General features: G+C 46.1%; 10 protein-coding genes. 8 read left to right on the top strand and 2 right to left on the bottom strand.

From position 1 onward, the window contains the following. Nucleotides 1-49 precede the first annotated feature (49 nt). Nucleotides 50-2,785 carry an outer membrane beta-barrel protein gene (locus tag GRFL_RS05305; RefSeq protein WP_083643624.1) on the top strand — a complete coding sequence of 912 codons (2,736 nt, stop codon included), beginning with the start codon at nt 50-52 and terminating at the stop codon, nt 2,783-2,785. A gap of 99 nt (nt 2,786-2,884) precedes the next feature. Next, entirely contained in the window at nt 2,885-5,647 is a 2,763-nt protein-coding gene (locus GRFL_RS05300; RefSeq protein ID WP_083643623.1) for a TonB-dependent receptor, read from the top strand. A 33-nt stretch (nt 5,648-5,680) separates the two neighbouring features. On the opposite strand, the gene GRFL_RS05295 is transcribed toward GRFL_RS05300, so the two are convergent. Then, entirely contained in the window at nt 5,681-6,487 is an 807-nt protein-coding gene (locus tag GRFL_RS05295; RefSeq protein ID WP_083643622.1) for a response regulator transcription factor, read from the bottom strand. 252 nt (nt 6,488-6,739) lie between these two features. Continuing rightward, nucleotides 6,740-8,884, bottom strand: a complete 2,145-nt coding sequence (locus tag GRFL_RS05290) for a glycoside hydrolase family 97 protein (RefSeq protein ID WP_083643621.1) — start codon at nt 8,882-8,884, stop codon at nt 6,740-6,742. Between the two features lie 164 nt (nt 8,885-9,048). On the opposite strand from GRFL_RS05290, the gene GRFL_RS05285 reads away from it, so the two are divergent. From GRFL_RS05285 to GRFL_RS05260, 6 genes are all read left to right on the top strand, one after another. Then, on the top strand, nt 9,049-9,846 hold the full coding sequence (locus GRFL_RS05285) for a 2Fe-2S iron-sulfur cluster-binding protein (protein ID WP_083643620.1): 798 nt from the start codon (nt 9,049-9,051) through the stop codon (nt 9,844-9,846). A 15-nt stretch (nt 9,847-9,861) separates the two neighbouring features. Further along, nucleotides 9,862-10,848: an FAD binding domain-containing protein gene (locus GRFL_RS05280; protein WP_083643619.1), complete on the top strand. Its 987-nt coding sequence runs from the start codon at nt 9,862-9,864 to the stop codon at nt 10,846-10,848. 14 nt (nt 10,849-10,862) lie between these two features. Beyond that, a complete protein-coding gene (locus tag GRFL_RS05275; RefSeq protein ID WP_083643618.1) occupies nt 10,863-13,043 on the top strand; it encodes a xanthine dehydrogenase family protein molybdopterin-binding subunit in 2,181 nt (726 codons plus the stop codon). A gap of 116 nt (nt 13,044-13,159) precedes the next feature. Beyond that, nucleotides 13,160-13,474 (top strand): hypothetical protein, encoded by a 315-nt coding sequence (locus GRFL_RS05270; RefSeq protein WP_083643617.1) that lies wholly within the window; start codon nt 13,160-13,162, stop codon nt 13,472-13,474. Nucleotides 13,475-13,541: 67 nt separating this feature from the next. Next, a complete protein-coding gene (locus GRFL_RS05265; RefSeq protein ID WP_083643616.1) occupies nt 13,542-14,006 on the top strand; it encodes a (2Fe-2S)-binding protein in 465 nt (154 codons plus the stop codon). A gap of 29 nt (nt 14,007-14,035) precedes the next feature. Beyond that, nucleotides 14,036-16,315, top strand: a complete 2,280-nt coding sequence (locus GRFL_RS05260) for a xanthine dehydrogenase family protein molybdopterin-binding subunit (RefSeq protein ID WP_083643615.1) — start codon at nt 14,036-14,038, stop codon at nt 16,313-16,315. The last annotated feature ends 1 nt before the right edge of the window (nt 16,316 follow it).

Raw genomic sequence — 16,316 nt, 5'->3', positions numbered from 1 at the left:
AGACAGGTCTTAAAATTCCTGTTTTCCTAATGCCTAACCTGTTTATTGGATGAAAATATACCTTTTTCTCGCAGTACTTTTTGTTTCCAACCTGGCCATCGCGCAGGGTTTTGAGATCACCGGAAAGATCGTAGACCAGGACAACGCGCCGCTGGAATCGGCCACCGTCTATCTCGAAAAAGTGGCAGACAGCAGTCTGGTTACCTACACCATTTCAGAAAAAGATGGGAGTTTTGTGCTCAGCGATCGGTCTGAAACTGGAAAAGCCCGACTGATCGTGTCTTTCGCGGGTTTCAGAACTCACCAGCAACAGCTCGATATCAAGGGAAACATGAAACTGGATCCTGTGAAAATGCAGGTGATGGACAATGAACTGGAGGAGATCACCGTCACCGCGACGCGACCTCCCATCAGCATCAAAAAAGATACACTGGAGTTCAATGCTGATTCGTTTACTACCCGTAAGGATGCGAACCTCGAAGAACTGATGAAGAAATTGCCGGGAGTCGAAGTGGATAACGAGGGGAATATTACCATAAACGGGAAACCGGTTCAGCGCATCCTGGTGAACGGAGAAGAATTCTTCGGAAATGATCCTAAAATCGCCACGAAAAACCTTCCGAAGGAGATCATCGAAAAAGTGCAGGTGACTGATACCAAGACGAAATCGGAAGAATTTACAGGGAAGGCCGGAGACCCGGATAATAAAACGGTAAATATCACCATTAAAAAAGATAAGAATAAGGGCTATTTTGCCCGGGCCACGGCAGGTGGCGGTACCGATGATCGCTACGAACTCAGCGCGATCGGGAACTATTTTAAAGATAAGATGCGGGTGACTGCACTGGGAAGTTCAAACAATATCAATGCCTCCGGTTTCAGTTATGATGAGGTTTTCGGGATGATGGGCCGTAATGCCGGAAGGAATATTTTTTTTGGCGGCGGCGGTGGAATTACCAAAGCCGAGACTGCAGGCCTCAATTTCAGCGATAAATGGAACGAAAAGTATACGCTGAATACCGACTATCTTTTTGAACGCGGAAATACGGAAAGCCGAACTACCATTGCACGTGAAAATATCCTGCCAGATTCCCGCTATTTCACCAATTCTGAAACACGAAACAATCAGCTGAATGACAGCCATGAGGCGAGTGCCCGCTTTGAGGTGGAATTCGATACACTTACCCGCCTATCGATCAATCCGCGGTTTAATGGAAATTACGGAAAATCGAACCGCTTGAGTACGGCAGAATCGTTGGACGAGGACCAGAATTTGATCAACAGCACGGAGAACTATCAGAATGAAGACCTCGAAAACCAGAATTTTTCGAACAGCATTGATTTCATCAAGCGTTTTGGAGGTCGGGGTTCCTATTTGCAAATAGGCTTCAGCGACAGCCACCGGAAACAGCAGAATGACAATTTCTATTATTCCGAAAGCATTTTTGTGAGAGATGGAGTGGAGACCAGCCAGGTACAGGACCAGTTTATCGATGAGGAAGAGCAGGAAGACAATTATTCGGTGAACCTGAGCAAACGTACAGTGCTGGCCGATCAACTCTTCCTGGATGTCTCTTATGATTTTCGATATTCCGGTTCCACCAATGAGCGGTATGTGTACGAGGCAAACGAGCAGCAGAATTATTCCAGTCTTATCGATTCATTGAGCAGTAATTTTGAAGTTTTCAGTCGCAGACACCGCCCGAGTGCGGGAGTAAATTATGAAGGCGATACCTGGAGGATTGGTTCCGAAGTTGGTTTGCTTCATACCAGCCTGGAAAACACCAATTTTCTACGCCAGACGTCTTTCAATAACTCCTATGACAATGTGTTCTTACGCGCGAATGTGCGATTTGAGCCCGAACGTTCCAAGAGTATTTCCTTTCGTTATGATACGGATGTAAATATTCCATCCATTCAGCAGTTGCAACCGGTACGGGATGTGACCAATCCGCTGAATATCGTGGTTGGAAATCCTGCGCTGCAGCCGGCTTTCACACAAAGTTTTGACCTGAATTTCCGGAATTTTGATTTTGCTACCCGCTCCGGGATCTTCAGCTATGTGAATATGCAGCTCACCGATAATAATGTGGTTGCGGTGACGACGATCGATGAAGACCTGGTGCGTACGACCACCTATACAAATGTGGATGGCCGCATGAGCGCTAATGCCGGCGTTTTCTATAACAAGCAGATCAAGAACGAAAAAAAGACTTTTCGGTACAGTTTAGCGATGAACGCTTCCTATAACCGGAATGTGGGGTTTACCAACGCCGTGAAATTTACCTCTGAGCGTTATACCTTGAGCCCCCGGGTAAGACTGGACTATGAGATCGAGGAATTCCTGAATATTGAACCCTATTATGATGTGACTTTCAATAGTTCGAGATTTGATATCAACCCCAACCGTAATGAAGATTTTCTGAACCACCAGGCGGGATTGGAGACCACTTTATACTGGCCTAAAAATGTCACATTTGGGAACGATATTTCCTTCAATTCCTACGGAAACGTCTCACCGGGATTCGACAATACTTCGTTGCTCTGGAATGTAAGTCTGGGTTATGAATTCTGGAAAAACCAGGCATCGCTGAAGCTGAAGGTGTATGATATGCTGGACCAGAACATCAGTACCAGCAGAATGATCGGGGATGATTACATTCAGGATGTGAACAATTTGATCCTGACGCGCTATGCCATGCTGAGCTTCACTTATAAACTGAGCAGTTTTGGTGGTGGACAAATGCCAAATAGCGGGGGAAGAGGACGATACAGGAGACATTAATTGGCTTGCTGAATAATATATCTAAAAAACTTGCGTTTTTAACTATATTTATAGTTCTTCGTAGAACCGAAATCATTCATCAATCACTAACCATTTTACATGAAGTTAAAATTATTCGTGGCCCTCTTGTTTTTTACGGGCCTCAGCCAGGCCCAGGATTTTGAGATCACGGGAAAAGTAACCGATACCTCTGGAGCTCCTTTGGGATCTGCCACCGTATACCTCGAAAAAGTAACCGATAGCTCGCTGGTGACCTACACCATTTCCGAAGACAACGGAAGTTTTGTGCTTGACGGGAAATCCAACGACAAAGAACTGAACCTGATCGTTTCTTACGCAGGATACAGCCCGTATTTTAAAAAGGTGCAGCCAAAAGATCAGGATCTTGGCAACTTAAAAATGAATATTTCCAGCAACGAGCTGGATGAAGTAACACTTACCGCGGCACGAGCGCCGGTAAGCATTAAAAGCGACACCCTGGAATTTAATGCTGCTTCTTTTAAAACAAGGGAAGACGCCAATCTTGAGGAAGTGCTGAAAAAACTACCGGGTGTTTCGGTAGATAATGCCGGGAATATCACCGTCAACGGAAAACCGGTTTCAAGGATCCTGGTAAACGGAAAAGAATTTTTTGGGGATGACCCTAAGATTGCGACGAAAAACCTTCCGAAGGAATTGATCAATAAGATCCAGGTGGTCGATACAAAGACCAAATCCCAGGAATTTACAGGGGAAGAAGGAGATTCAGAAAACAAGACCATCAACATTACCATTGATGAAGACAAGAACCGCGGCTATTTTTCGCGGCTAACTGCCGGCGGCGGAACTGATGACCGCTATGAACTCAGTGCCATCGCCAATTATTTTCAGGATAAACAACGGGTTAGTTTCCTGGCCAGCTCCAATAACATCAACTCGTCGGGCTTTACATTTGACGAAGTCTTTGATTCGATGGGACGAAATGCCTATTCCATTTCTACCAATTCCAACGGTTCCTTCGCGATCAATGGCGTGAGCTACGGAAATATGGGCGGTGGAATTAGTGAAACAGACAATATTGGCCTGAACTATGTTGATGAGTGGGCCAAAAAGACGGAACTCGGCCTGAATTATTTTTACAATCACGGTGATAATACGAACCGTACCAAGATCGAGCGAGAAAATATTTTGCCTGATGGCCGATTCTTTATCAATTCCAATTCTTCATCGAACCGCCTGAGCGATAATCATCGTTTTTCGACCAGTTTCGAAACCCAGCCTGATACACTAACGCGCATCTCCTTTAGGCCTAATTTCAACGTGACCAATGCGCAGTCTTACAGCGATAGTTATACGGAATCGCTGGCAGAAGATGGTACCATGCTCAACAACGCCACCACTACGAATGATAGTAAAGTATTCAATACAGACTTCAGTAACCGGGCCTATTTTACTAGAAAATATGGCAGTAGAGGCGGTTTTTACAGCGTGAATTTAGCTAACAACAACACGAACAGGATCCAGAAAGATTATTTTTATTCAGAAAGGGAAACTTTTAATGAGAACGGGGACCTAACCAATTCCCAGATTCAGGACCAGTTCATTGATGAGGATCGTAAATCCAACCAGTACACCGCGGAGCTTCGTGGAAGATTGCCAATTTCTGATAACTGGAACTTTGACATGAGCCTGTACTATGACGACGAAACTTCCAAAAATCAACGATTGGTTTATAACGCTTCCGGAGAGGAGGCTTACGATGACCTGGATGCGAACCTGAGCAACGATTTCCGTTCGGAGATCAGTAACTTCAGGCCAAGTGCAGGAGTGAATTATAATACCGATACGTTGCGCTTTACGCTTACTGCTGGCCTGCACCACACGAATTTACGGAATACAGACCTGTTTTCAGAAACACGAATCAACAATACCTATAACAACCTGTACACCAATGCTTTTTTGTATTATAAATTGTCTAAAAGCAAGTCTATTTACTTCAATTACAGCAACAGCCGGCAAACTCCGTCCATAGACCAGTTGCAACCGGTAAGCATTACGGTGAACCCGCTGAACATTCTTACGGGTAACCCGAGCCTGGATCCAAGTTTCAACCACCGTGCGTATATGAATTTCAATAATTATGATTACGCCAGCCGTTCGGGTTACTATACCTATTTTGGAGCCAATTACCAGAAAGATGCGATCGTGCCCATCACTTTCACCGATGAAAACCTGGTTCGAACCACAACCTATACCAACGTAGACGGGACTTATAGCATTTACGGCGGTGGAAACCTGAATAAAAGTATCGAACTGGATTCGCTTTCCAGCCTGAAGGTCAATCCTGGAGTCTATCTGAATTACAATAAAAACCTCGGTTTTTCGAACGAAGTGCAGTATGAATCCAAGATTTTGCGGGTGACGCCGAATGTAGGTTTGGTTTACGACATTAAAGATCTGCTCACCCTGGAGCCGGTGTACCGCATGACGATCAACCGTGCCGATTACAGCCTGAACAACCGACAGGAAAATTACCTGAACCACGAATTGAACTTCCAGGTGACCTCGTACTGGCCTGAAAATTTCCTGCTGGGAAGTGATTTCAGCTACCAGAAATTTGGAAATATCCCGCCTGGTTTCAAGAATTCCTTTCTGCTCTGGAATGCGAGCCTGGGTTACAAATTGTTAGGTGATGACGGAATTTTGAAACTGAAGGTTTTTGATATCCTGAATGAGAATACCTCTACCAGGCGAATGGCCGGGGAAGACTTTATTCAGAATACGGAAGAACTGGTACTGAAACAATATTTTATGCTGAGTTTTACCTGGAAGCTGAAGAAATTCGGAGGTAAGGATCCGAACAATCGCCGAGGACCTTTTTAATAGAAACTTGACCCGGAAATTTTTCCGGGTTTTTTATTCCATATTAATGACTCCGGCGACCAAGCATTTGGCAATGAGCTGCGCGGTATTGGTGTAGCCGGTTTTACTAAGCATGTTACGGCGATGCGTTCGCACAGTATGCGGGGAAAGATTCAGTGCTTCGGCAATATCTTTGGCATTGTGGCCTTCTGCCAGCATCTTAATGATCTCCTTTTCCCGGTCAGAAAACAACTGGTTCAGGTTATTGTCTTCAAATTCGGTATTTTTTGGGTCAAAGCTACCGGTATCAGTTTTGATGTTGCAATACGAAATTCCGCCGTCCATATGGATAAAAGAGATATCATCGTTCGGGCTGAGGTTAAGATGTGATACATCGGTGTGCATGGAAAACGCGTGCCTGATGATCCCATTTTCATCGGTAGAAAGAATGGTAGCCTGGTGGAGCATATTTTTGATTTCCCCATCCAGCCCCGTGGAGCGATAGCTGTACACCACTTTATAGGAAAGGATCTCTTCTTTAGATAAGAAACGATTGTAAAAATCTTTGATCACGCCTTCCTTGTTGGCCACACCTTTCAGATCTTCGGGGATGATCGTGGCCAGTAGGTCTTCCATCCTGATTTTTTCGTAGTCTTTCTGCACGAATTTAGTAACCGATTTTGATAACTCATCCAGCTGCAGATCATGGAAATTCACGATGTAATAAAAGGAACGGCCTGGTGTAAATATAGAGGCAACCCTGCGGAACTGTTCACCGGCATCATACGAAGAATATTCTTTGAGGTGACTGGAGTATTCTTCTTTCCAATACTGTACGATTCCATTCAATTCATCGTTCATGCAACTATCATTTTGTTAGGGCCGCGCAAGATAAAAATTATTGAATTTGATAGAATTTTAAGAAGCTTTTGCGTTAAAAAATTACGCAAAAAAAATCCTCCGGAAGAATTTCCGAAGGATATTTTAAAGTTTATGATTGGATGAAGGAGGGTCCTAAATTTCGTCCCTACTCAAAATCAAGGCTTTAGACTCAATCATCTTTTCAAAAATAGGTTAAGCATTCCTTTTAACCAATACCTAAAAAGGGGTATTTTATAATTTACTTAAACCTTTTACTTCTTTTTTGGTCGCCTGTACGATGCTAATGGCGAATCCGCCGCCGGGCACAGAAGCCTGTTTCAATTTGGATTTACTGGTGATCCTGAACTTTTTGATCATGTAATCCTGTGGATTGTTCAGGTAATCGGCTTTTGGACCATCTGCATAGATCGTCGCGATATAATCCTGACCCTTTTCTAGAAAATCGAAGCTGATGCTGGCGGTTCTTTTCTCATTACCGTTCACATTCCCGATAAACCAGTTTTCACTGTTCTTGTCCTTCCTGGCGATCGTAAGATAGGCTCCAGGTTCCGCTTCCAGGTAAACGCTGCGTTCCCATGCTACCGGAACGTCTTTGATGAACTGAAAAGCATCCGGAAATCTTTGATAATTCTCCGGAAGGTCGGCCGCCATTTGTAACGGACTGTACATGGTCACATACAGCGCCAGCTGATTGGCAAGTGTGCTGTTCACGTGAGAATCATTCGCAGGGTTTAGTTTGCTGATGTCCATTTCAAAAATACCCGGAGTATAATCCATCGGTCCACCAATCAGTCGGGTGAAAGGTAAAATGGTCACGTGGTTTGGCTTGGAACCGCCAAAAGCCTGGTATTCCGTACCTCTAGCCGATTCGTTGCCAATAAGGTTTGGCCAGGTACGCGCCACCCCGGTTGGGCGCGCTGCTTCGTGCGCATTCACCATGATCTGGTAATCAGCAGCCTTTTTCACAGCGTAGAGGTAATGATTTACCATCCACTGGTTATAGTGGTTTTGCCCCTTGGGAAGAATATCGCCCACATACCCGCTTTTCACGGCATCATAATGATGCGCTTTCATGAACTGGTACGCGGTATCCATATGTCTCTCATAATTTCTAACAGAAGAGGAAGTTTCGTGGTGCATGATCATTTTCACCCCTTTTTCCTGGGCATATTTTTCGATCGCCTTCACATCAAAATCAGGATAAGGTGTTACAAAGTCAAACACATAATCTTTCGCATGGCCAAACCAGTCTTCCCATCCAACGTTCCAGCCTTCGACCAAAACACCATCAAATCCGTTTTCCGCAGCAAAATCAATATATTCTTTCACGTGTGCCGTGTTCGCGGCGTGCTTCCCATTCGGCTTGGCTGCTGCAAAATCAGTTTCTCCAAGTTTTACCGCTTTGTACTCATCGGTATAGGCCCAGCTGGACTTTCCGGTGATCATTTCCCACCACACACCTACGTATTTGGTAGGTTGGATCCAGTTGGTATTTTCGATTTTAGAGGGTTCGTTAAGGTTGTACGTTATGCGTGAAGCCAGGACTTCACGGGCATCATCGCTGGCGATGATCGTTCTCCAGGGAGTGGTTGCGGGCGCGATCATATTAGCCTTGGTGCCATCTGGTTGCGGTGTGAGCCAGCTCTCAAAAATCATATTTTCATCATCGAGGTTCAGGTGCATGACCGGGAAGTCAATAAGAGCAGCCTCGTGCAAGTTGATGTAGAGGCCGTCTGAAGTTTTCATCATTAAAGCGGTTTGCACACCGGTTTTGGAAAATTGCTGTTGCGAAGCGTTCGAAGTCACCGCCGCATCAAAATTCTTCCTGATTTCAGAAAGTTTCGAGGTGGTATAATCGTATTCCTGGGTGTCATAATCGCCCGGGATCCAGAATGCTGTATGATCGCCGGTCATCGCGAACTCGGTTTTTTCATCCTGGATCACGAAATGTCCCAGGTTGTCCTGCTTCGGAAATTCGTAACGGAAACCCAGACCGGTGTTGAACAGTCTGAAACGAATTAGCATGATTCTACCGGTTTCCTGCTGAAGCAGCGTGACGGCCATCTCCTTATAATGATTCCGAATGCTGCTTTCCTCTCCCCAAACCGGTTTCCAGGTTTCATCAAAAGATGTCGTATCGATACTGGAAATTTCAAAATTTTGATATAGACCTGGTTTTTCGCTGAGTTCGAAGCCCATTTTACTATCAGCGATCACCGGCTTTCCCTGGAAAGTCAGGGAGTAAACAGGGATGCCTGAAGTGGTGGTTTGGAATTTTAAACTGAACCGTGAATCGGGTGATTGGATGCTTTGCCCAAATCCAAGGTTGAAAGAGATCATTACGAGTGCAAGGATCCATGTGAATTTCTGAATCATGTATGTTTTTTTAGAAATACAAAGATATTCATTCATAAGCAAAACACCATTTTGTTAGTCAATTCTGAAGGTATTCCCAATTCTGGACTGATTAACATTCTACTAACACAAATCGAGGGCGGTTTTGGCTAACTTCAGCTTTCACCTCCCGAAAAAAGTTGCTTATGAAAGAATTTGACCATTGGGATGAGCAAGAACATGCTGATCTCACCGAAGACGAAAAGCAGATCCTGGACGATTTGGGGCTGCAGGGAAGTACCCGCCGCAAATTCCTGAAACAGGTATCGGCAGCCAGTCTCAGCCTTTGGGCTGCTTCCACATTTTCATCCACCTTATTGGCACATCCCATGAAAGAAACACCAACCAAACCGGCATTTTTGCAAAACGAAGTAGCGGTAAGCTTTAGCGTGAACGGCGAAACCCACCAATTAAACCTGGACTCCCGAACCTCTCTGCTCGATGCTTTACGCGAACATCTGGGTCTTACTGGTTCCAAGAAAGGCTGCGACCACGGCCAGTGTGGCGCCTGTACCGTGATGATTAACGGAAAGAGAAAACTTTCGTGCCTTACCCTGGCTGCGACCTGTGAGTCTCATGAGGTCACTACGATCGAGGGACTTGCAAAAAACGGGAATATGCACCCCATGCAACAGGCTTTCCTGAAACACGACGGATTTCAATGTGGCTATTGCACCCCGGGACAGATCTGTTCTTCTGTGGCCCTGCTGAAAGAAGCCGAAGAAGGCGAAGCCAGTTACGTTACAGAAGATTTTCGCAAGATTTCGTCAAACCTGGAACTTTCCGAAGAAGAGATCAGGGAAAGAATGTCTGGGAATATCTGTCGCTGCGGAGCTTACAACAATATCGTGCAGGCTTTTCGCGAAGTGCATAGCGGAAAAGAGGAAATGCCATCCTGGGAGTTCGCTACGGAAGAGCAAATGAAAAAAGCCAAAAATGCCTGAATTTAAACTGAAATTATGAGACCATTCCAATATACAAAAGCTGAAACCGCCCAGGCGGCTCTGCAGGCCCAAGCTACACAAACCAGTTATCTGGGCGGGGGTACGAACCTCGTGGACCTGATGAAGGAGGATGTAGCGCGCCCGGAACGACTTATCGATGTTTCCAGCCTGCAATACGACCAGGTTAGTTCTAACGAAAATGGCGGTTTAAGCCTCGGTGCGATGATGAGCAACGCAGAAACCGCCAACCATGTCGACATCCGAAAAAAATATCCTCTTTTATCCATGGCCATGCTGTCTGCGGCCACGCCTCAAATTCGCAATATGGCGACCAACGGCGGCAACCTGCTTCAGCGTACAAGATGTCCTTATTTTTTTGAGACGTCCATGCCTTGTAACAAGCGAGAGCCGGGATCTGGCTGCGGCGCCCGTAATGGCATGAATGCGTTGCATGCCATTTTTGGGTATAGTGATTCCTGTATTGCCACGCACCCGTCAGATATGTGTGTTGCTTTAGCGGCAATAGGTGCGCAGGTGGAAGTCATTGGTGAAAATGGGAAATCGCGGAAGATTGATTTTTCAGACTTTCATCGTTTGCCCGGTGATCAGCCAGAGAAGGATACTGTCCTGGAAGCGGGTGAATTGATCACGGCCATCCATCTCGATGCTCCGGTTTTTGCTGATAATTATTACTACCTCAAGATTCGGGAGCGCTCGAGCTATGCTTTTGCTCTAATTTCAGTAGCAGCCGGTTTTCAGCTGAATGGCGGGACGATCACTAAAGCGGGCCTTGCCATGGGCGGCGTGGCTCATAAACCATGGAAACTCCGTGAAGCTGAAAAATTCCTGAAGGGGAAAGCTCCAAAACTGGAGCATTTCGAGCAGGCCGCGGAAATAGAAATGGCTGAAGCAAAGCCATTCAAAGATAATGAGTACAAAGTGGAAATGGGAAAAAAAGCGATCGTAAGGGCGCTTACCCAGGCTTACGAAAGAACAGCCTAATAAACGGAGATGATATGAGCAGTATTGTAGAAAAAACGGCAGTAGGCCAGGCGATCGATCGGGTAGAAGGACATTTGAAGGTGACCGGAAAAGCAAAATATGCTTCGGAATTCCCTGTTCCAAATAAGGTCTACGCACAAGGCATTAACAGTACCATCGCCAAAGGAGAAATTGTATCTATAGATACTTCGGAAGCAGAGAAACAGGAAGGAGTGCTAAAGGTGATCACTCATCAAAATGCCGAAAAGCTGAAGACTTTTGAGGAGGAACCGGCCGCTATTTCCACCGATAGTATTGCACCGGTTCTCCAGGATCATAAAGTGCACTATTACGGGCAGTATATTGGCGTGGTGATCGCAGAGACTTTTGAACAGGCCCAATATGCCGCACGACTGGTAAAAGTAGAATATCGAAAAGAGGCATCTCCCGCCATAATTTTTGAAAAGAATAAAGACAAGGCGTATCGACCAAAAGAAAGTTCAGATTATTCGCGAGGAGACCTTGAAAAAGGACTTTCCGAAGCAGATGAGATCATAGACGCAGTATACAATACACCAATTGAACATCATCACCCCATGGAGCTTCATGCCTTGATCGCGTCCTGGGAAAACGGCGGAGTAACGGCCTATGCGAGTCAGCAAATGGTCGAAGATGCGACTATCGCGATTTCAGAAACTTTTCAGATTCCGCAGGAAAAGGTACGGGTCATTGCTGCTTTTGTGGGCGGAGGATTTGGTTCCAAACTAAAAGTGGAACGCCAGGTGATTTTGGCAACGATGGCTTCAAAAATGATCGGCCGGCCGGTGCAGATGACCGTTACCCGTCACCAGATGTTCACCAATACCGGGATGCGGCAACGGAACGAGCAACATATGCGAATAGGTGCCAAAAAGGACGGGACACTTACCGCCCTGGCCCATGAAACGCTTTCCCATACCTCTATTAATGAGGAATTCCAGGAAAGTTGCGGAATGGTTTCTAAAATGCTGTACAAGGTTCCGAATAATCTCGTGACCCACAGGCTTATGCCAATGAACCTGCAAACGCCTTTCGCCATGAGGGCTCCCGGAGAAGCTACAGGTAGTTTCGCCCTGGAATGCGCAATGGATGAAATGGCCTGGAAACTGAAAATGGACCCGATCGATTTCCGAATAAAGAACGATACACAAACCGATCTAAGCGAGGATCAGCCTTTTTCCTCACGCCTGCTCGTGGAATGCCTGCGTATAGGAGCGGAGAAATTTGGATGGGAAAAGCGCAATATGAAACCGCGCACCAATAAAGAAGGCAACTGGCTCAAAGGTTATGGTGTGAGCGCGGCATCCCGAAATTCTCCTTACAAGGAAACTCATTCCAAAGTGATCCTGAAACAGCATAAAGATTTGGTGGAGGCAACCATCAAGATGGACGCAACAGATATTGGTACCGGTAGTTACACCATTATCGCGCAGACCGCTGCCGAATATTTAAAGATTCCGGTGGAACAGGTGAGCGTAGAACTGGGGGATTCTGATTTTCCCGTCACACCGGGCTCTGGTGGTTCCTGGGGAGCTGCTTCCTATTGCAATGGTGCAAGGGCCGCCTGTGAAAAGGCTTTGCAGGAACTCAAGAAGAAACTAAATATTCCTGAAGCGGAAGAAGTTCCCGTGGCAGAACTGCTTCAGAAGAATAACCTGATGGAATATGAAGCAGAAGGCAGTGCGAAACCCTCCGAAGAATTTGAAAAGCATTCGGTTTACAGTTTCGGAGCCAATTTTTGCGAAGTCTGGGTTGATAAAGATACCGGTATGTGGCGAATCAACAGGATGGTCAATGTTGGATCGGCAGGAAGGATATTGAACCCAAAAACCGCCTACGGGCAGATCATTGGCGGGCTCACCATGGGAGCAGGGATGGCACTGGCAGAACAGACCCGTGTCGAACCGAATTTCGGGAATTTCATCACCCGCTCTTTTGCTGATTATCATGTCCCGGTGAACCTGGACCTTGCCCAGATCGATGTAATCTTTCTTCCGGAAGAAGACAAGATTGCCAATAAAATGGGAATTAAAGGTATCGGGGAATTGGGTATTACCAGTGTGGCAGCTTCGATTGGAAACGCGATTTTCAACGCGACCGGGAAGCGTATGCGTGATCTCCCGATTACTCCGGAAAAGCTGATCACTGCTCCGCTGGAACCCGGGGTTCAGGCTTAAAATATCAATTTAACTACCGGTATTCGTTAGTGATAGCGGTAGTTTTTTTGCACATTTGGCTGAAGTGCTTCGGGTATTTAAATCCCAGTTTATAAGCGATCTGGCTTTCCGGTCTTGTGGATTCAACAATTCTCTATTTTTCCGAGGCGTTACCCGCTTTAACGGGAAGTGATCCTAAGCCTTTTTTCAGATTCTTTTTTGACCAGATCTCCAAAATGATCTGTGGAAATATGGTGCGCCGTTTTTTCTTTGGAGTATTATTATCTGAAACAAAATGTTCTGGACAGATCCTGTACAGCAGGCTTTATTTCAGTGGCAAAAAAGATATTCCCGTTTCCGTAGAAAACATCGTAAACAATGCTATTGATACGGAAAGTCTCCCTAATCCGAATTTCGTTTGGAACATTTTGCTGGTCTATAGTTTTGATTAGGTGTAAAATCGCCGGTTGGACTGGCATTATATAGAATTAATTAGTAATTTTTGAAAAAATTAAGGCCATGGCAGAATTCAGTTTAGAAATTAATGGAAAGAGTCATACCGTTGAGGTAGATCCTGATACTCCTTTACTGTGGGTATTGCGTGATCACCTGAAACTGGTTGGGACGAAATACGGTTGCGGGATCGCCCAGTGTGGTGCCTGTACGGTGCACTATAATGGCTCGGCGGTGAGAAGCTGCCAGTTGCCGGTTTCTTCGGTTGCGGAAAGCGAGATCACCACGATCGAAGGTCTTTCAGAAAATGGAGATCACCCGGTACAAAAAGCCTGGCTGGAGATCGATGTCCCTCAGTGCGGCTATTGCCAGGCGGGCCAGATCATGAGTGCTGCGGCGCTGCTTGAAAGAAATCCCAATCCCAGCGATACAGATATTGAAACCGCGATGAACGGAAATATTTGTCGTTGCGGGACGTACACGCGAATAAAAGCGGCCATCAAAACAGCTGCCAGATCACAAACAGCTTAGGCTGTAGTTCAATTTAAATTCTGAAGAAAATGAGTAAAGTAAAAACTGGAATAGGCAGAAGATCCTTTATCAAAAGCGTATCCCTAGCGGGTGGCGGCCTGGTGATCGGGTTTAACTGGATGGCGTGTAAGCGGGCTGCGGAAGCAGAAGCAGAAGGAACAGCAGTATTGGAAATGCCAGATGAATGGTTTGAGCTAAACGGCTATTTAAAAGTTGGGGACAACGGCGTGGTAACCATATTTTCACCGAATCCTGAAATTGGCCAGAATGTAAAAACGTCGATGCCTATGATCGTGGCTGAAGAACTGGATGTTGACTGGAATAATGTTGTAGTGGAACAGGCACCGCTCAATACCGATGTTTTTACCCGGCAGCTTGCCGGGGGAAGCCAATCCATACGTCAGGGTTGGGAAACGCTGCGCATGGCCGGCGCTACTGCCAGGCAAATGCTGGTGATGGCGGCAGCTAATCAAATGGAAGTTCCTGCGGAAGAATTGACCGTCGAGAATGGAGTCATTAGTCATAAAAACAGCGATCAATCACTTGGTTTTGGGGAGGTTGCGGGAGCGGCTTCCAAACTCGAAGTTCCAACTGAAGTGGAACTGAAGAATAATGCCGATTTCAGGATTATTGGTACTTCCCGCAAAAATGTTGATGCAAAAAAGATTGTGACCGGCCAGCCGCTTTACGGTCTGGACACCTATAAAGACGGAATGTTGATCGCCATGATCGTACAGCCCCCGGCCTTCGGAATGGAATTGAAGTCCATGGATGCCGATAAGGTTAAGGAAATGCCGGGAATTGTAGATGTTTTCACGATAGATACCTATCCGGAAGACATGGAAAAAGAATGGAGCGATGTGGCTGCTTTTTCCAAATTAGCCGTGGTGGTGGGCGAATCTACCTGGCAGGTCCTGAAGGCAAAGAAAGCATTGAATGTAGAATGGGACCTGAATCCAGAACTGACCAAAGAGATCGAAATTTTGGAAAAATCGGCAGGAATGAAGGATGCTACGGGTCTCGAAAATACAGATATTCATTATTCCCTGATGGCCGATGTAGGTTCCAAAAAAGCTGAAGTGGTTCGCAAGGATGGAGAGCCGGAAAAGGCCTTCGAAAATGCCGCCCGGGTTATCGAGCGATCCTATACCTGCCCGTTCCTGGCCCATAATACCATGGAGCCTATGAACTTTTTCGCGGATGTTAGCGGCGGAAAAGCGGAACTGGTAGGACCAATACAGACGCCGGAATATGCCGAAAAAAGTATCCAAAAGCGCCTGGGGATGGAACTGGAAGATATTGATGTTCAAATGACGCGTATGGGTGGTGGTTTTGGTCGCCGGTTGTATGGTCATTTTCTTGTGGAGGCTGCGGTCATTTCAGAAAAAATGGGCAAACCCATCAAGCTGGTTTACACCCGGGAAGACGATATGACGAATGGCGTGTATCGCCCGGCTTACCATGTAACCTATCGCGCGGCGCTCGACGGAAATAATAATCTTACTGCTTTTCATGTTAATGCGGGGGGAATTCCGGAGAGTCCGTTATTTGCGAATCGGTTCCCGGCCGGAGCTTTAGATAATTACCTGGCGGAAAGCTGGACACTGGATTCCAATATTTCAGTAGGAGCATTTCGTGCGCCCAGGTCCAATTTTATTGCGGGAGCCGAACAGTCTTTCCTGGATGAACTTGCCGAAGAAATGGGTAAAGATCCTATCGAATTCAGATTGGAAATGCTAGACCGTGCCAAAAATGATCCGGTGGGCGAGGAGAACGATTATGATCCGGCGCGATACGCCGGAGTGCTGGAAATGGTTCGTGACAAATCTGGTTGGACTTCCAATTCCTCGACTGGTGCGCGGGGCGTTTCAGCTTACTACTGTCATAATTCCTACGTCGCCCAGATTCTGGATATGAGTATAGAAAATAATGAACCGGTGATTGATAAAGTGGTTTGTGCAGTCGACTGCGGAATTGTGGTAAACCCTGATGCTGCCACGAATATGGTAGAAGGAGGAACCATAGACGGCATCGGGCACGCACTTTACAGCGAAATGAGCTTTAAGGAAGGCGTGCCGCAAATGAGCAATTTTGATAAGTATCAGCTGATCAGGCATAAGCAGGCGCCTAAGGCGATCGAGGTACATTTTGTGGAAAATGGAATTGATCCTACAGGATTGGGAGAACCGCCATTTCCGCCGGTACAGGGAGCACTGGCCAACGCGCTGTATAAGGCGACCGGTCAGCGTTTTTACAAACAGCCATTTATCAACCAGTTGAAAAACACTTCATCAGATCTGAAAACCTGAT

Origin of the sequence: Christiangramia flava JLT2011, from assembly GCF_001951155.1 — a bacterium.
In the GTDB taxonomy this organism is placed as follows: domain Bacteria; phylum Bacteroidota; class Bacteroidia; order Flavobacteriales; family Flavobacteriaceae; genus Christiangramia; species Christiangramia flava.
The sequence above is the reverse complement of the archived record's forward strand: the minus strand, read 5'-3'. Positions and strand labels throughout refer to the sequence as shown.